Here is a 17,623-nt window from a genome sequence, read left to right on the forward strand (position 1 = left end):
CTTATCCCTGCATTTTAGGATTCTGTTTACCCCCTCCGGGTAGATAATCCCCCTTTCCTTCGTCACTATTGCCCACCTAAAACATTACTATTTGTAAGGTATAGTATCGAAATGGAACTTCGACGCCTGGCGACGAGCATACCGATTTTCCTCACCAGCGCTTTATTCTGCCTTACAACGGTCGCTGGCGCTGCCCCAGGCGATGGGCAATTTATCCTTCACCAGCAGCGTCAGCAGGCGCTGGAAGCGCAACTGAACCCACCGACGCCGGATGTCCGGCTCTCCTCTCCCAATAAGGACAACGCAAGCGCAGCGTTTCCTGACGAATCTCCCTGCTTCGTTATTCATGACGTCACACTGACCGGCCAGGAAGCCTTGCCATCCTGGTTGCCGTTGCAGCGCCTCGCCGATCGTGCGGTCGACAGATGTCTGGGCGCACAGGGCATTAATCAGCTCATGAGTTCGCTTCAGAACCGGTTGATTTCTCACGGATGGACGACCGCTCGCGTGCTGGCCCCTGGACAGGATATTAAAAGTGGCCATTTGAAGCTGGCCGTTATACCGGGAACAATTCGCCACGTCACTTTTACCGATGACAGTAGTCGCTGGCTCTGGCTCTATAGCGCTTTCCCGGCACATGACGGCAATTTGCTGGATCTGCGGGACATTGAGCAAGGGCTGGAAAATCTCCAGCGCCTGCCCACCGTGCAGGTGGAGATGGACATTGTTCCCGCCGGGCAACCCGGCGAGAGCGATATAGTTATTTCCCGCCAGCAGAGCAAATTCTGGCGGCTTGGACTGTCGTTGGATGATGCAGGTTCGACGTCAACCGGGCGCTATCAGGGAGGGTTCACCCTCTCACTGGATAACCCACTGGCGTTGAGCGATCTGTTCTGGTTTTCCGTTAACCACGATCTACAAACCGGGCCGGAAAAAGGCAACCAGAACCTTAGCGCCCACTGGTCTGTTCCGGTGGGCTGGTGGGCCTTTTCTCTTACCGGCAGCGATTACCACTATCACCAGACGGTGGCCGGGCTGAGCGATGATTACCGTTATAGCGGTAAGAGCCAGAGCCTGGTGGCGCAACTCAGCCGGGTTCTGCACCGCAACAGCGCGCAAAAAACCTCATTCACCTGGGACGTCGAAAGTCGCACGACGCGTAACTACATCAGTGACACCGAAATTGAAGTTCAGCGCCGACACGTCTCCTCGTGGAAAGCCGGACTTGAGCATCGTCACTATATTGGCCCGGCGACGCTGGATGCCGGAATAAGCTATCAACGCGGCACTCGCTGGTTTGGCGCCCAGCCAGCGCCAGAAGAGACGTTCGATGAAGCCACCGCGCTAAGCCGCATTCTGCGTACCGATGCACACCTGAGCCTGCCGTTTGAGCTGGTCAATCAGCGTTTCCGCTACGACATTGCATGGCAGCGGCAGACCAGTAATACGCCGCTCACCACGCAGGATCAGTTCTCCATCGGCGGTCGCTGGACAGTGCGCGGTTTTGATGGGGAACGCACGCTAAACGCCGATCGCGGCTGGCTGGTGCGTAACGATCTCTCCTGGCAGATCCCTCTTCCGGGCACCGAGTTCTATCTGGCCGCCGATTACGGCGAAGTGGCAGGCAAAGGAACGGAATACCTGACCGGAAACCATCTGGCAGGGGGTGCCGCCGGGCTGCGCGGCACGCTGTGGAAAGTAAGCTTCGACATGTTTGCCGGCGTGCCGCTCTCTCGTCCCGAAGGTTTTAAAACCAGCCCCGCCACCTTCGGCTTTAACCTGAATATGGCGCTGTGACGATGCGCTATGGCGATTTTACGGTCCACTGCCCGCTGGTGCTGGGCAATACCCTTAATGAAGCGGAAGCCTTTGGCGCATCGGTCTGGCTTTGGATGCACTCTTTTAACCACCGGGAGGCTCCGCTGCACGTACTACCCGTTGTTCTTCTGCCCGTCATCAAACGCCAGCAGTACGTGCTGGTGGAAAAGGAAGGTCGCCCGATCTTTTTTCTGAGCTGGGCATGGATGAACGAAGAGGCTGAACGTCGCTACCTCAACGACGCGACGGTTGTCCTGCCGGAAGCCGACTGGTGCAACGGCGATCGGTTGTGGTTTCGCGACTTTATCGCCCCCTTTGGCCACACGGAAGCCCTGTTCCGCCTGTTACGTGAGGAAATTTTCCCCCATCAGATTGGCCGCTCGCTCTGGCATCGCGGCGGTGAAAAGGGGCGTCGTATCAGAACCTTTTATGGCAAACGGGTGACGCGCGACACGCTGCTGGACTGGAAAAAGACGCATCCGCTGCATGGATAAAACATAAAAGGATTTTCACATGAACAAACTTCTGTACCGTATCGTCTTTAACAAAGCGCGCGGCATGCTGATGGTGGTATCGGAGCTTGCCCGTGGCTGTTCCGGCAGCGCGCCCTCTTCCGGGATTTCGCATAATCACCAGCGCCTTATCTGTCGCATCGGGGCGATCAGCCTCAGTCTGTGGCTGGCAAGCGGTGCGATAACGGTACAGGCGGCCGGGATTGTGGCGGATCAATCAGCGCCGAATAAACAGCAGGCGACCATCATCAGCACCGCCAACGGTACACCGCAGGTGAATATCCAGACGCCATCCGCAGGGGGTGTTTCCCGCAATACTTATAGTCGGTTTGACGTCGGCCAGAACGGGGTCATCCTTAACAACTCTCATAAAAATACCGCCACCCAGCTTGGCGGAATGGTCGCCGCCAACCCGTGGCTGGCCAAAGGCGAGGCGAAAATTATCCTCAACGAGGTTAACGCTCGCGATCCAAGCCAGCTTAACGGCTTTATCGAAGTGGCCGGTCAAAAAGCGGACGTGGTCATCGCCAGCCCGTCGGGCATTACCTGCAATGGCTGCGGGTTTATCAATGCCGGACGCGCCACGCTCACCACCGGTACCGCGCACATGCAAAACGGAAAGATAACCGGCTATCAGGTTGAGCAAGGTGAAATTCACATTAACGGTAACGGGCTGGATTCAACCGGCCAGAACCACACCGATATTATTGGTCGTGCGGTGAAGGTAAACGCCGCCATTCATGCTCAGGATTTACGCGTGACAACCGGGCGTAACCGCGTCGATGTCGCTCATGAACAGATCGCCGCGCTCGTGGATAACGGCGCGGCAAAACCCAGCCTGGCGCTGGATGTCTCTCAAGTGGGCGGTATGTACGCGGGGAAAATTCGCCTTCGCGGGACGGAAAAAGGCGTCGGCGTGCGTAATGCGGGCAACATCGGCGCAGAAGCCGGAATGGTTACTCTCTCCGCCGATGGACAAATCCAGAACAGCGGCGCCGTCTGGTCTTCAGCAGACGTTGCCATTGCTGGCACCGCCGAGGTGCAGAACAGCGGATCTATCGCGGCACAGCATAATGTCAGCCTGACAGGCAAAACCATTACCAGTACCGGTACGCTGGCCGCAGGCGTTCAGCCAGACGGCAAACTGGGCAACCGCGGGGAGCTGACGCTCAGCGCCAGCGGCAAGCTAGAACTGCATGGACAGAATCTGGCCGGCGGTAACCTGAACGCCTCCGGCCAGGGGCTGGAGGCTTCCGGCAGCCTGACGCAGGCGAAAAACATAACCCTCAACGCCGGGCAAGGCGACCTAAGTACCGCCAGCGCACAGATTGTGGCGGATGACACGCTTAGCGCCATAACATCCGGCACCCTCGACAACCGCAGCGGCGTGCTGGCGGCCGGGAAACTCACGCTTACGGCGAAAACGATAAAGAACCAGAAAGGTCAGATCAGCCAGAGCGGGACAGAGGCGCTGGCACTCAACCAACAGGGCGAAATCGATAACCGCGACGGCATGATTGCCGCCAATGCTGCGATAACCGTGAATACCGCCTCGCTGGATAACCGTAAAGGCCGCATTCTGGCGGCTGAGACGGGCAGTCTTTCAGTGCAGACAACAGGCGGGGTGGATAACCACGAGGGTGTGCTGGCTGCCGCGCAAAACGTCAGCGTAACGACAGACACGTTGCGCAATGATAACGGGCTTATCAGTGCCGAAAACGGCCACATTGTACTGACCAGTAAAAAGCAGGTAACGAACGTCGGCGGACAAATCGCTGCCCGCAGCACGCTGGCCCTCGCCAGCGGCGCACTGGATAACGACAGTGGCGGGCTGGTGCAGAGCGGCGGCGATCTCACGCTGAACAGTGAACATATCAGCAACCGTGACAGCGGGGACGCGGGCGGGATCGTCAGTCAGGGAAATATGTCGATCACCACAAACGACCTGCAAAACAATACCGGTGTCGTGCTGGCAGGAAAACGGGCGACGGTGGACGCCGCCCGCTTCAGCAATATCGCTGGCACGCTGGTCGCGCTGGAGGCGCTGAAGCTCGCAACACAAAGCGATACGGATAATCGCCAGGGGATTATTCAGGGCAAAGGCATATCTCTTAATACGCACGGGCATCTGCTGGATAACCAGCAGGGCACGCTCTACAGCCTGGCGGCGATGCAGCTGGCAACGGGTGAGCTGAACAACCAGAACGGCACACTCGGCGCGAAGGGCGATATTACGTTGAAGGCAACTTCGCTGGACAACCGTACCGGCGGGCGCGTGGTAAGCGATCAGGCGATTGCGTTGGAGCTCGAGCGTGTGGATAACCAGCAGGGTGAGATACAGTCGCTCGGCAACCTGATGGTCAACGCCGTATCCGGGTTTATTGACAACACCCTGGGGCTGATGCGCAGCGGTGCTACGGTGACGCTTCACGCCGCTTCCCTGGTTAACCGCAACACCCAGGCAGCGGAGAAAGGTATTGAGGGGCTGGAGATAAACATCGTCAGCCAGCAGTTGGATAACACCCAGGGAACGTTGCTTTCTGCCGATACGCTGGATATTGCTAATGCCGGAACCCTGGATAATACCCAGGGCGAACTGTCTGCCGCAGGGGAACTGTCGCTGAGCGGTGCGGCTCTGCGCCTCATCAACACGCGTGGCGTGACGTTAGCCGGTGAGAAGGCCACCATTGACGCTGAGGGGCTGACGGGAGACGGGCGATTGCTTTCGCTCGGAGAGATGACCATCAACACGCGTCAGGCCTTTGACAACCTGGGGGATGTCATCGCCAATGGTAATCTCACCTTTACCACGTCAGGCAGCGTGACCAACAGCGGCAACCTGCTGGCGGGTGAGAAGCTTAACTTCAGTGCCGCCAGCCTGCTGAATACCACGGCCGGTGAGATTGCCGCTGGCGCGACCTGGCTTGCGGTCACCGCTGCTCTCAACAATTACGGCCTTATCGACGGTAGCCAGACGTGGCTTAAAGCAGACACGCTGACCAACGCCGGAACGGGCCACATCTATGGCGACCATCTTTCACTTCAGGCGACCACGCTAAACAACCTCGCGCAAGGTGAAAAAGCAGCAACCATCGCCGGTCGTCAGCGCGTGGACATCGGCGCGGACACGATCAACAACCGCGACCACGCGCTTATCTACAGCGATGGCGCGCTGGCTATTGGCGGTCAGGTGAATGAAAACGGCTTTGCCACTGGGCAGGCGCACACGTTGAACAACCACAGCGCGACCATTGAATCTGCTGGCGATATGATCCTGTCTGTCAGCCAGCTCAATAACATCAACGATCGTTTCAGCACCGAGGTGCAGTGGGTCTCCACCGAGCAGATGCTTGAGTACCAGCATAAGGGATCGCCTGACCGCTGGGACGCCAGTACTGAAGGCGTGTTTGTCGACCGCAACTCTGCCGACAAGCTGTTGAACCTCAACACGCCGGATGATACCGGGGCAAACAATGACAACTTTTACGAGTACAGCTATACCCGCACCATTGAAGAGGAAGTGATTGCAGAGAGCGACCCAGGCAAAATCCTCTCGGGCGGGCAGATGGTTATCAGCGCGAACCACGTCCTGAACGACAAAAGCCAGATTGTTGCGGGGGGAACGCTCGGTATCTTCGCCGATACGGTAGATAACGTGATGCCAGAAGGCAGCCGGTGGATCACCGATGCAGGTTCCGTGACCCACTACAGCCGTAAGTCCAAAAAAGGCGGCGACTCGCAGGGCAAAAGCACCTCAGACTATGTGCCACCCACGGTGATCCAGTCGATTACCCTCTCACCCGGCAGAATGGACGGCAACAGCCAGACCAAAGGCAGCGGCATGACCCTCTCCCCCGCCACCGCACGCGGAACAGATGCCACGCTCAATGAAACTGGCGGCCTGTCCGTCGGTGTGGACGCGGCCTCGCCGGAATCACCTGCCAGCGACAGGTCAGGAAAATGGAGTGAAATCTCTGCCAGCGGCGCAGGGAATGGCGTGATCCGCGCGATCGTTCCCGATACACGTCTGCCGGACAGCAGCCTGTTCAACACGCTACCGGCACCGGATGCCCATTATCTGATCGAAACCGATCCGCGATTCACAAACAATAAAAAGTGGCTGGGTAGCGACTACATGCAGGACGCATTCGCGCTGAATCATGACAACATGCACAAGCGTCTGGGTGACGGCTACTATGAGCAGCGACTGGTTCGTGAGCAGATCATTGCCCTGACCGGTGGCCGTTACCTGGGCGATCATCGTGATGACGAAGCGCAATTCAGGGCGCTGATGGAGGCAGGCATTGCCTTCGGCAAAGCGCATCAGCTTATCCCTGGCGTGGCGCTCACCGCCGAACAGATGAGCCTGCTGACGGAAGATATGGTGTGGCTGGTGAATACCCGCGTGCAGCTTGCAGATGGAAGCTGGCAGACGGTGATGGTGCCGCAGGTGTATGTTCGCGTACAGCCGGGCGACGTTGACGGTTCTGGCGCGCTGATGGGCGGCCAGAACATGGTGATGAATCTGAACCGCGATCTGGTGAACAGCGGTACGCTTCATGGCCGGGAGGTGGTGCAGCTTAGCGCAGACATGCTCACCAACCGCGCCGGCACGATTCAGGGAGCGGACGTCAGCCTGCTGGCCCGTACGGATATCAACAATATCGGCGGTACGATTTCTGGCCACAATTCAGTGCTGGCGACTGCCGGACGTGATATCAACCTCACCACCACAACCCGCAGCGCAGAAAGCACGGCTGGTAAAAACAGCTTTGAGCGCACCACCCTTGAGCGCGTGGCGGGTATCTACGTGCAGGGCGATGACGGCAAGCTGGTGCTAAACGCGGGGCAGGATCTCAACCTGACCGCCGCGCAGGTCGTTAACAGCGGCAGCGACGGCCAGACGATACTTTACGCCGGACGCGATCTGAACCTTGCTTCCGTGACCACCTCAGCCAGCGATAACCTGACGTGGGATAAAGATAACTGGCTGAAGCAGGCCACCCTGCAGCAGGCGGGCAGCGAGGTGGCGGGCGAAGGCTCGCTCCTGATGATGGCCGGACGCGACGTTAACGCCGAAGCCGCCTCCGTCGAGGCGGGCAAAAGCCTCGGCGTCAGCGCAGGCCGCGACATTTCTATTGTGGCTGCCACCGATCGCAGCGAATTCGAGTCGCACCATAAATCCACCAGCAGTAGCAGCGCATTCTCTAAAAAAACCGTTACCACCCACGATGTGGTGAACAGCGAGACAGCGCAGGGCTCCCTGTTCAGCGGCGACAGCGTAACCATACAGGCAGGCCGTGACCTGCTCGTTCAGGGCAGCGATGTTGTCGGGGATAACGATCTACGCCTCTCGGCGCAGAACAACCTGACCATCACCACGGCGGAAGAGCGCAGCCAGGAGAGCCATCAGCGGCAGGAGAAAAGGTCCGGCTTCTCCGGCACGGGTGGCATCGGCTTTAGCTACGGCAGCAACACCCTGAAGGTAACCGATCGGGCGCAGGAGGTGTTTCACCGGGGCAGTACAGTCGGCTCGGTTAATGGCGACGTCACGCTGACTGCCGGTAATGCGCTTCAGGTGAACGGCTCCGATCTGGTGGCCGGACACGACATGACGCTGGCAGGTAAAGACGTGCGTATCGTCGCCGCCACACAGAGCAGCAGCCAGACCCATACGGTCGAGCAGAAATCCTCAGGCCTGACGCTGGCGCTGTCCGGCAGTGCGGGCAGCGCGCTCGACAGCGCCGTACGTACAACGACACGCGCCAGCGAAGCCGACAGCGGTCGTCTGGCGGCCCTCCAGGCGGTGAAAGCGGGGCTTTATGGCGTGCAGACGTCACAGGCGTTACGCCTGGACCAGGCCACCGGCGACCAGAAGGGCAACGATAACACCGTGGGCATCAGCCTTTCTTACGGCGCTCAGTCGTCAAAAACGACCCAGACCCGGGAGCAGACGCACGCCAGCGGAAGCAGCCTGACCGCCGGGAACAACCTCACCGTGGTAGCCTCCGACGGCGATGTGCTGGTACAGGGCAGCAGCCTTGCGGCAGAGAACGACATGCTGATTCAGGCCAGCCGCGACCTGAACCTTATCTCCGCACAAAATACCTCCCGGCTCGACGGTAAAAATGAGAGCCACGGCAGCAGTGCGGGGGTCGGTATTGGCTATGGCTCCGGCGGTGCGGGCATTAATTTCTCCGCCGGCCTCAATGCGGGTAAAGGTAAAGAGAAAGGCAACACCACCACTTACACCGAAACCACGCTGAACGCCGGGAATAACCTCGTGATTGCAAGCGGGCGCGACACCACTCTGAGCGGTGCGCAGGCCAGCGGGGAACACATTGTGGCGGATGTTGGCCGCAACCTCACGCTGCAAAGCCAGCAGGACACCGACAGCTATAACAGCACTCAGAAGGACATCAGCGCAGGCGGCAACTTCAGTCTCGGGACGATGACCGGCTCGGGTGGCATCAGTGCCAGCCGCGATAAAATGGACAGCGATTACCAGTCAGTCCAGGAGCAGACCGGCCTGTTCGCCGGTGACGGCGGCTTTGATATCCGCGCTGGCGGTCACACCCAGCTGGATGGCGCGGTGATTGCCTCCACCGCGGCCGCAGAATACAACCGCCTCGACACCGGGACCCTGGGCTGGCGGGATATCCGCAACCACGCGGAGTATTCGGTTGAGCATCAGAGTGCGGGCTTCAGTTCGGGCGGGGCCAGCATCGACGGCCAGTTCACCGGCAATATGGCCAGCAACCTGCTGGCCGGCATGAACAGCCATGACAGCGCCGAAGGCACCACCCGCTCCGCCATCGCGCAGGGCGATATCATCATCCGCGACCCGGCCAGCCAGACGCAGGACACCGCCCGCCTCTCCCGCGACACGGCCAATGCCAGTGATACCGTCGACGTTATCTTCGACAAGGAGCGCGAGCAGCGCAGGCTCGACGAGGCGCAGCTTATCAGCGATATCGGCGGTCAGATGTCGGACATAGCCCGCACCGAAGGCCAGATTGCGCAGCAGAACGCCATGAAGGACCCCGCCGCCCTGCGGGCCGCCGAAGAGCAGCTCAGGGCCGGAGGCAACGCCAGCCCCACCGCGCAGGAGATTGCGGACCAGGCGGGCCGGACGGCGATGGCGCAGTACGGCACCGGCAGCGATATCCAGCGGGCCATTCAGGCCGCCACCGCTGCCGTGAAGGGCGCGGCCGGGGGCGACCTCAGCGCCGCGCTGGCCGGGGCGGCTGCGCCGTACGTGGCGGAGGTAATAGGGCACCGTTCCGGGCTGGAAGACGGCATGGAAAAAGCCGCCGCCCACGCGGTGGCGAATGCCGCCCTCGCCGCCCTGCAGGGGCAGAATGCCCTGGCGGGTGCAACGGGTGCCGTGGCCGGGGAGCTGGCGGGCTCGATTGCGAAGGAGATGTACGGGAAGGAGGTGGCTGAGCTGAGTGAAAGCCAGAAGCAGACCATCAGCAGCCTGGCGACCATCGCGGCGGGGATTGCCGCGGGCCTGGCGGGTGACGGTACGGCTGCGGCGCTGGCCGGGGCGCAGAGCGGGAAGACGGTGGTTGAGAATAATTCGCTAAGCCTGCCAACTGGAATGATGAATTACGGACAGGCAGTTACCTCCTGGAATCAGTATGCGGTGGACAATAATCTGACACAGGAACAAACTCAAGAAGGGTTAAATAGAATTGCTACTGGTGAAGGGGCTTCCTGGGGAACAGAGTATAAAGTTAAGCCATATGTAAAAGGTGAAGTGGCCGGAGGCGCAGGGGCTGGTTATTACTTTGATACGAGTATAGACCCATATCAGATCTCAGCTAATCATGGAGAAACATTAGCTGTCGGTGGACGCATCTCTGGGCAGATAGGGGTTCAGTTTGGACCATATTTCCCTGGGACTATTGGTTCCGAAAGAAATAGTTCCATAGGCTTAGGACTTGGGGTCATTTCTAGCGAAGTCTCTTATGGAAAAGATGGTTTTGGTTTTAGTCTCGGAGTGGGACCTGCGTGGGGGTGGAGTGGCATCTCAACCAATGTTGCCGGTGAAAAAGTGGACATCAATGGTTCTTCTGGAACTGAATTCTATCATCATGACTTCGGCAAGGATAAAGCAAAATGAACCCCGACATCATCACGATCACGCTATCAATGGCAATCTTTTTTATGTCATTCTATCACTATGCTAGAAGCACCAAGATACCCCTTAACTCTCCGGTAGGTATGAACGAGTATTTTAGTGGAATATTTTTCCTTAGAAAAAGTTCCTTTAGTTTGTTTTTGGGTCGAGTAGCATTACTTATTGGATTCCCGCTGTCCTATGCTCTTAAGTTTATCCGTGATGGTGAAGGAGTCGTTTACTTTCCATTAATTGTGACAACTTGGTTTATCGCGTTATATTTTTATAAATATGCTGGCTGTTTTAAGGGGGTAGCTAAGGGGCAAAAAGGATTTTTTAGCATACTCCTAAAAGGAAAAACCGGTGGGCTGGCTGGCACTTTATTATGGTTGCTCCGCACTTTATATATTGCATCAGTGATATATGTATTCTTGAATAGATAAGATTATCATTATTTAGAAATATTGTTGCTGAGAATAACCTGATGTGCGGAAGTGAAGATGTGCAGGCGGCATGGATACGTCAGCATGGGATAGATATGGCGAACTGTGCGGGTAACCCTGGCGGAGTCCCATGTCAGAAAGCGATGAATGAGCGTGATGCGGTGGGACTGGCTCTGGCTACAGGCAGTGTTGCTCTCCTGCCCGGTGGCGCTCAGGCTATGTGGGGGCTTGGTGCTGGCGCTAATGCGGGGATTAACTACTGGGCGGATGGAGCAATTGATCCAGCTAATGCGGCTATTGCAGGTTGGGTAAATGTTCTCAGTATGGGCAATGGTCTGGTGGGTACTGTTGGCTGGAATGCTGCAGGTGGGGCGCTGGGTAACTGGATTGACAATAAAGATCCTCTGTCTGGTGCGCTAATTAATGGCGCGGGTTCTTTAGCGGGTTACGGTATTGGTCAGGGCCTTAAATGGGGCGTTAACACAGGCGCGAACTGGTGGAAGGGTGGCTGGGATCCGAAATTTAATCCTAATCTAAGACAGTTTACTGAAGTGAGAGGGGACTATGGTCTTTCAAAAGAAATGGTACCAAGCAAACTACCTAGCAGTTTTGGTGATATTAGCTCTTCTTTCTCATCCGAGTATGGCGGAAAAAAACTTGATCCATTCATTGAGGATAGGTTGAAATGAAACTCCTCAATAAAAAAATCCCCGGTCTACTCATTATCTTTATTATCTGCATGCTAGGGATTGTTATTAGTTTCCTGTCCATTGCCCTGGCTATAGATGTTTTAATATGGTTACTGACAGGATCGTTCGATCTAACAAAACCAGATATATTAAAAATCATTAAGATTGGTTTCATAATTGGCGGCTTCACTGGTTTTGTGTTTGTCATAGCAAGGATATTGAGATTGAAAGGATTTTAGATAGTTTTGAAATTTAGGCTTTGTGGCTGGGATTGTTGCAGAAAACAACCGCCTCCACACCGGGACCCTGGGCTGGCGGGATATCCGCAACCACGCGGAGTATTCGGTTCAGCATCAGAGCGCAGGCTTCAGTTCGGGCGGGGCCAGCATCGACGGCCAGTTCACCGGCAATATGGCCAGCAACCTGCTGGCCGGCATTTGGCCGGGGCGCAGAGCGGGAAGGGAATGGTTGAGAATAATGCCCTCAGTGATGGCTGGAACAATATACTGCCATCAGGAACACAAGATTACGGACAGGCCGTAGCCTCGTGGAATCATTATGCCCAGGACAATAATTTGACACCGGAACAGGTTCAAGAAGGAATGAATCGTATAGCTATTGGCGAAGGGCCCTCTTGGGGGACTGAATATAAAGTTAAACCTAATGGAAAGGTTGAAGTTTCAGGTGGCGTGGGGCTTGCTCTGAAAGGAGGCGCTGAGGTTAATAATGAATACTTCTCTATTTCTACAGGATACACCAAAGAGATTGGGGTTAAGGCTGGAGCTTCTGTCGGCATTGATTTTGGCCCATATTTTCCAGGGTTGTTTGGCGACATAAACCGTGATTATTCAACTAGTATCGGTTTTGGGCCCGGCTCTGTAGGAATGTCTGGCGGAAAAGATGGTATTGGTTTTTCCTTCTCTGTTGGACCAAGCATTGGTTTTACAGGCTCTACTACTGGTTCTCATGATGAAAAAATAGATCTGAACGGTGACTCAACTAAGGAAATATATCGCCATGATTTCAAATGATATTATTATTAATATATCATCCCTCATGTTGCTAATGTTTTTGTTATTGTGGGGGGGATGTTTTTTTATTTTTGTTTATAGATATCTTGGCGGTCCTAAGGTAGGGAAGGACTCCTTACTTTATTTTAATTACATGTTTTTTAAACGTGATATTTTATCAAGTTGTGCATTGACTTTTCTTGTTCTTGGATATGTGGCGGCGGCAATAGCTGAATATCGAAGGGGGTTTGATAGTTTATTATTGATAGCTAATTTGTCCGGAGGAATGTCATTTTTTCTCTTTGCTCTCTATGGGAAATATTTTTACCAAGGGGGAATTGATGATGAAAAACCATTTTTCTTTATTAGGATTTTTTTGACAAAATTAGACTTATCCTTTGGTTCGATTTTTCTTTGGCTATCAAGACTGGCATATGTAACATGGTTAATTATATTCATTAGCAATAAATAGCGGTTGAGAATAATTCGCTGGCGCATGTGCTGGCAGCTACAGAGGCCAGCAAGCCGGGAACAGTTGAGTCATGGACAAAAGAGCAGCAGGAGCAAATCAGGGAAGCGTGCAGTGGTGGGACGCCGGTGAACGGCTCCGATCTGTTGGCCGGTCATGACATGACGCTGGCAGGTAAAGACGTGCGTATCGTCGCCGCCACCGCTGCCGTGAGAGGCGCGGCCGGGGGCGACCTCAGCGCCGCGCTGGCCGGGGCGGCTGCGCCGTACGTGGCGGAGGTAATAGGGCACCGTTCCGGGCTGGAAGACGGCATGGAAAAAGCCGCGGCCCACGCGGTGGCGAATGCCGCCCTCGCCGCCATGCAGGGGCAGAATGCCCTGGCGGGCGCGGCGGGTGCCGTGGCCGGGGAGCTGGCAGGCTCCATTGCGAAGGAGATGTACGGGAAGGAGGTGGCGGACCTGAGTGAAAGCCAGAAGCAGACCATCAGCAGCCTGGCGACCATCGCTGCGGCGCTGGCCGGGGCGCAGAGCGGGAAGACGGTGGTTGAGAATAACTCGCTGGCACATGTACTGGCGGCTGCGGAGGCGAACAAACCGGGAACCATTGAAAAGTGGCAGGAAGAACAACAGGCAGCAATTAAAGGAGCCTGTAGCGGGGATACGCCGATTTCATGTCAGATGGCTGTGGCCGCAATAGGTACGCTTATGTCGGGAGGAGTGCTTCCTGAAGCTATGGTAATTTCTGGGGCTATCAGTGCTGGCGCAGTGAGTGGGGTCGACTTGGCAATGAAAGGTTCAATTGATCCGAAAAATGTTATCGCAGCGTATTGGATTGGTACGCTGACAAGAAATACTGGTTTAGAAACGACAATAGCCATAAATGCCGCAGGAGGAGCGACAACAAGTTATCTTGATGGCAAAAATCCATGGATAGGCGGGCTAGTTAGTGGTCTCACTGGCGGAGCAGCCTATGGAATAGGAAATAAAGTTGTTGAACCTGCAATGGATGAAGTTTTTAACCCTATTTGGAAAAATTTAGGATGGGATGATATTGGGAGGGGTATATCTAAGCCCGTTCAACCAAACCTTTGGCCTTCAGTTGCTGGAGCAACTAGTGGAACTTCAGGTGGTGAATATATTTCCAATAAGGTAAATGACAAGATAGATGAAGTAGAAAGTAATAGTAAAGGAAAAAATAAATGAAATTCATTTTTATTTTTGTATATTATTTTCTTGCTATGTTTGTGACTGTAGCCTTGACGTTAATGATCGTAGGTACAGCTATTGACGTTTTCTTTTGGCTGCTTTATAAATTACCTTTCAGTTTGTCTATGAAAGAAGTTATTAGTTATCTAAAAATAGCCTCCATTGCAGGTGGTGTGTGCGGAGTCGGTGGTACATATTACTACACAAGAACAATGAAACGGTATTGATTCGCAGGGAAATATAACGAAACCCAGTTTAGCAACTGAGTTGTTGTTGAGAATAACCTGATGGGAGGCAATGACCGGAATACGGCTGGTAAATGGATAACTGGTGGCTGGGATCCGAAATTTGATTCGGACTGGTTAAAGTACTCTGAAGTGAAAGGAGAATTTGGACTTTCTAAGGAAATGTTACCGAGTAAGATTCCGGGTGCAATGGGTAATACCAGTGGCAGTTTCACATCTGAATTTGGAAGCTCTATTATCCAGCAAAAAATGGATGGTATGGACGGTAAAAAAATTAAGAGTTTTCTTTTTTTAATTGTATTGATGGTTATATGCATATTTGGATTATTATTCGCTGGTACAATCTTCTATCTTTTATTAGAAATATTTTTATATTTCTATATTAATGTTCCAATATCTTTTGACCCTTTTCAGTTTAAGAAAATTTTAAGAATGAGTATATGGGGGGATTTAGGCTTAGGGTTCGGTTTATTACGTATTTTCAAGGTGAAAGGATTTTAGTTCACTCTCAACAGCTCTCGTCCAGTTGGTTAGGTCCGTTGTGAAGAATAATACGCTGAGCAAGGAAGATGAAAAACGTCTGGGTGACGGCTACGATGAGCAGCGGCTGGTTCGTGAGCAAATCATTACCCTGACCGGTGGCGATCATCGGGATGACGAAACGCAATTCAGGGCGCTGGTGGAGGCAGGCATTACCTTCGGAAAAACTCATCAGCTTGTCGGCGTTATCTTCGACAAAGCGCGCGAGCAGCGCAGGCTCGACGAGGCGCAGCTTATCAGCGATACCGGCAGCCAGATGTCGGACATTGCCCGCACCGAAGGCCAGATTGCGCAGCAGAACGCCATGAAGGACCCCGCCGCCCTGCGTGCCGCCGAAGAGCAGCTCAGGGCCGGAGGCAACGCCAGCCCGACGCCGCAGGAGATTGCGGACCAGGCGGGCCGGACGGCAATGGCGCAGTACGGCACCGGCAGCGACATCCAGCGGGCCATTCAGGCCGCCACCGCTGCCGTGAAGGGTGCGGCTGGCGGAGATATAGCGGGTGCGCTGGCCGGAGCGGCTGCGCCGTACGTGGCGGAGGTAATAGGGCACCGTTCCGGGCTGGAAGACGGCATGGAAAAAGCCGCCGCCCACGCGGTGGCGAATGCCGCCCTCGCCGCCCTGCAGGGGCAGAATGCCCTGGCGGGTGCAACGGGTGCCGTGGCCGGGGAGCTGGCGGGCTCGATTGCGAAGGAGATGTACGGGAAGGAGGTGGCTGAGCTGAGTGAAAGCCAGAAGCAGACCATCAGCAGCCTGGCGACCATCGCGGCGGGGATTGCCGGGGGCCTGGCGGGTGACGGTACGGCTGCGGCGCTGGCCGGGGCGCAGAGCGGGAAAGGGGTGGTTGAGAATAACTCGCTGGCGCATGTGCTGGCAGCGATAGAGGCCAAAAAGCCGGGAACGGTTGATTCCTGGACAAAAGAGCAGCAGGAGCAAATCAGGGAAGCATGCAGTGGTGGAACGCCGGTATCGTGTGAAACAGCGGTAGCTGCAATGGGAAGTGCAATGGCGTGGCCGCTATTGTCAGGAGCCGCAGCTACGACCAGCCTGATTGGCGCCAGTGCCAATGCAGGCGTGGGCATGCTGATTAATCATGAAATAAATCCGAATGACGTCATTCTGGGTTACTGGACTGGCGCATTGACAGCCGGAACAGGCTTGGGGGGCACTATGGCAGTAAATGCAGGCAGCGGAGCGACGTCCAGTTACCTGAAAGGAGATGATCCGTTAATTGGTGGAGCAATGAGCGGTATGGCTTCCGGGCTGGGTTATGGTGCTGGTAAGGTGCTTCAGGGGCAACTCGATAAGTTTATTAACCCAAACTGGAAAAACTGGGGATGGGTTGATGTTGGCATGGGCATATCGAAGCCAATGTCATTAGATCCTTTACCTGGTATTGCTGGTAATACTGCTAGCTCAATAACAACAGAATACACTAATGATCAGGCGGGAAAAAAATTAGGAGATGGGAAATGAACATCCCCACATCAAAATGGATTATGATTTTAATTTATTTAATCATTACTCTCCCTGCAAGTGTTTTTATGGCGGTTGCCGTAACGCAAATATTAGCATTAATATTTTCTTTTATTGTATACGGGTCCCCTATAGATATTACATCCATTGATTTTATCAAAATACTAAAAGGAAGTGTTGGTGGTGGAGTAATTGGAGCGGTAGGATGTTGGTGGATTTACTACCAACGTTACAGAAAAAGTAAAAACAGATGACATAGCAATCCCCATCCATGTGGTGGGGGTACAAAACCAAACATTATCGCCACACCATGAATGAACGAGGGAATAAAAATGGAATGTATAAAATGTAAAATCACAGAAGCAAAAAAACGTCTGGATTGCGTGATGCTTGTGAGAAAGAGGAATTAAGAAAAATTAATGGGCTACTGTATCTTCCTGCTCCGGGACTCATCTTGGGTGTTATTGGTAGTGCTATTGGACTTTACAGTTTCACCATGACTGCATTCAATCATTTTAATGAAACTGGTTTTTTATCTTATTACGCTATGGGAGCATTTTCGTTTCTGATATATGGATTCATTATTTCCCTTTGCGCAGCATGGTTGTTTTTTAGACACAAAAAAGGAACTCGAAAAATAATGATCATTTATTATGCAACAGGATTAATTATTGCTCTCTACTTTACTGTATTACCTGCTATTATTTTTAACGTGCAGCTGAATTCAGATGACATAAGATTATTAGTAAGTGGAATACTTGGTGTTGTTATATGGATGCTTTATTTTATTTTTTCCAAAAGAATTAATATAGTTTTTTGTCGATAACTATATCTAACTTAATGACTTTATTGTTGAGAATAACCTGATGGGAGGTAACGAGGAGACACAGGTCGCATGGATACGCCAGCATGATATTGATATGGCAACCGGCCGGGGGCGACCTCAGCGCCGCGCTGGCCGGGGCGGGTGCGCCGTACGTGGCGGAGGTTATCGGGCACCGTTCCGGGCTGGAAGACGGCATGAAAAAAGCCGCGGCCCACGCGGTGGCGAATGCCGCCCTCGCCGCCCTGCAGGGGCAGAGCGCCCTGGCGG

Annotated in this window: 10 protein-coding genes and 3 pseudogenes; all 13 read left to right on the forward strand. The window is 54.3% G+C overall.

The window, feature by feature from the left end; translation table 11 throughout:
* Positions 1–111: 111 nt before the first annotated feature.
* Positions 112–1,797 (forward strand): ShlB/FhaC/HecB family hemolysin secretion/activation protein, encoded by a 1,686-nt coding sequence (locus ACP4QI_RS22025; protein WP_426495948.1) that lies wholly within the window; start codon positions 112–114, stop codon positions 1,795–1,797.
* 2 nt (positions 1,798–1,799) lie between these two features.
* Entirely contained in the window at positions 1,800–2,312 is a 513-nt protein-coding gene (locus ACP4QI_RS22030; RefSeq protein WP_285129261.1) for a toxin-activating lysine-acyltransferase, read from the forward strand.
* Between the two features lie 19 nt (positions 2,313–2,331).
* Entirely contained in the window at positions 2,332–10,458 is an 8,127-nt protein-coding gene (locus ACP4QI_RS22035; RefSeq protein WP_426495947.1) for a hemagglutinin repeat-containing protein, read from the forward strand.
* Positions 10,455–10,898 carry a hypothetical protein gene (locus ACP4QI_RS22040; protein ID WP_285129390.1) on the forward strand — a complete coding sequence of 148 codons (444 nt, stop codon included), beginning with the start codon at positions 10,455–10,457 and terminating at the stop codon, positions 10,896–10,898. The genes ACP4QI_RS22035 and ACP4QI_RS22040 overlap by 4 nt, the downstream gene beginning before the upstream one ends.
* A 29-nt stretch (positions 10,899–10,927) precedes the next feature.
* A pseudogene (locus ACP4QI_RS22045) lies at positions 10,928–11,587 on the forward strand (VENN motif pre-toxin domain-containing protein); the annotation flags it as partial.
* Positions 11,588–12,030: 443 nt separating this feature from the next.
* A pseudogene (locus ACP4QI_RS22050) lies at positions 12,031–12,618 on the forward strand (polymorphic toxin type 25 domain-containing protein); the annotation flags it as partial.
* Positions 12,605–13,069: a hypothetical protein gene (locus tag ACP4QI_RS22055; protein ID WP_426495946.1), complete on the forward strand. Its 465-nt coding sequence runs from the start codon at positions 12,605–12,607 to the stop codon at positions 13,067–13,069. The pseudogene ACP4QI_RS22050 and the gene ACP4QI_RS22055, both read left to right, overlap by 14 nt.
* A 185-nt stretch (positions 13,070–13,254) precedes the next feature.
* A pseudogene (locus ACP4QI_RS22060) lies at positions 13,255–14,268 on the forward strand (VENN motif pre-toxin domain-containing protein); the annotation flags it as partial.
* Positions 14,265–14,498 carry a hypothetical protein gene (locus ACP4QI_RS22065; RefSeq protein WP_285124797.1) on the forward strand — a complete coding sequence of 78 codons (234 nt, stop codon included), beginning with the start codon at positions 14,265–14,267 and terminating at the stop codon, positions 14,496–14,498. The pseudogene ACP4QI_RS22060 and the gene ACP4QI_RS22065, both read left to right, overlap by 4 nt.
* 60 nt (positions 14,499–14,558) lie before the next feature.
* Positions 14,559–15,017, forward strand: a complete 459-nt coding sequence (locus tag ACP4QI_RS22070; RefSeq protein WP_426495944.1) for a hypothetical protein — start codon at positions 14,559–14,561, stop codon at positions 15,015–15,017.
* 40 nt (positions 15,018–15,057) lie between these two features.
* Complete coding sequence (locus tag ACP4QI_RS22075) at positions 15,058–16,530, forward strand: VENN motif pre-toxin domain-containing protein (protein WP_426495943.1); 1,473 nt, start codon at positions 15,058–15,060, stop codon at positions 16,528–16,530.
* Complete coding sequence (locus tag ACP4QI_RS22080) at positions 16,527–16,784, forward strand: hypothetical protein (RefSeq protein WP_285112466.1); 258 nt, start codon at positions 16,527–16,529, stop codon at positions 16,782–16,784. Before ACP4QI_RS22075 ends, ACP4QI_RS22080 begins: the two co-directional genes overlap by 4 nt.
* 125 nt (positions 16,785–16,909) lie before the next feature.
* On the forward strand, positions 16,910–17,356 hold the full coding sequence (locus ACP4QI_RS22085) for a DUF2569 domain-containing protein (protein ID WP_426495942.1): 447 nt from the start codon (positions 16,910–16,912) through the stop codon (positions 17,354–17,356).
* The last annotated feature ends 267 nt before the right edge of the window (positions 17,357–17,623 follow it).

The sequence above is a fragment of the Leclercia sp. TB492 genome (genome assembly GCF_049974505.2).
GTDB lineage: Bacteria > Pseudomonadota > Gammaproteobacteria > Enterobacterales > Enterobacteriaceae > Enterobacter > Enterobacter adecarboxylatus_C.

Excerpts from the sequence above, each read along its gene's own strand:
- ACP4QI_RS22070 (WP_426495944.1), top strand. The coding sequence starts at position 14,559 with ATGGGAGGCAATGACCGGAATACGGCTGGTAAATGGATAACTGGTGGC.
- ACP4QI_RS22065 (WP_285124797.1), top strand. The coding sequence starts at position 14,265 with ATGAAATTCATTTTTATTTTTGTATATTATTTTCTTGCTATGTTTGTG.
- ACP4QI_RS22035 (WP_426495947.1), top strand. The coding sequence starts at position 2,332 with ATGAACAAACTTCTGTACCGTATCGTCTTTAACAAAGCGCGCGGCATG.
- ACP4QI_RS22040 (WP_285129390.1), top strand. The coding sequence starts at position 10,455 with ATGAACCCCGACATCATCACGATCACGCTATCAATGGCAATCTTTTTT.
- ACP4QI_RS22080 (WP_285112466.1), top strand. The coding sequence starts at position 16,527 with ATGAACATCCCCACATCAAAATGGATTATGATTTTAATTTATTTAATC.
- ACP4QI_RS22055 (WP_426495946.1), top strand. The coding sequence starts at position 12,605 with ATGATTTCAAATGATATTATTATTAATATATCATCCCTCATGTTGCTA.
- ACP4QI_RS22025 (WP_426495948.1), top strand. The coding sequence starts at position 112 with ATGGAACTTCGACGCCTGGCGACGAGCATACCGATTTTCCTCACCAGC.
- ACP4QI_RS22030 (WP_285129261.1), top strand. The coding sequence starts at position 1,800 with ATGCGCTATGGCGATTTTACGGTCCACTGCCCGCTGGTGCTGGGCAAT.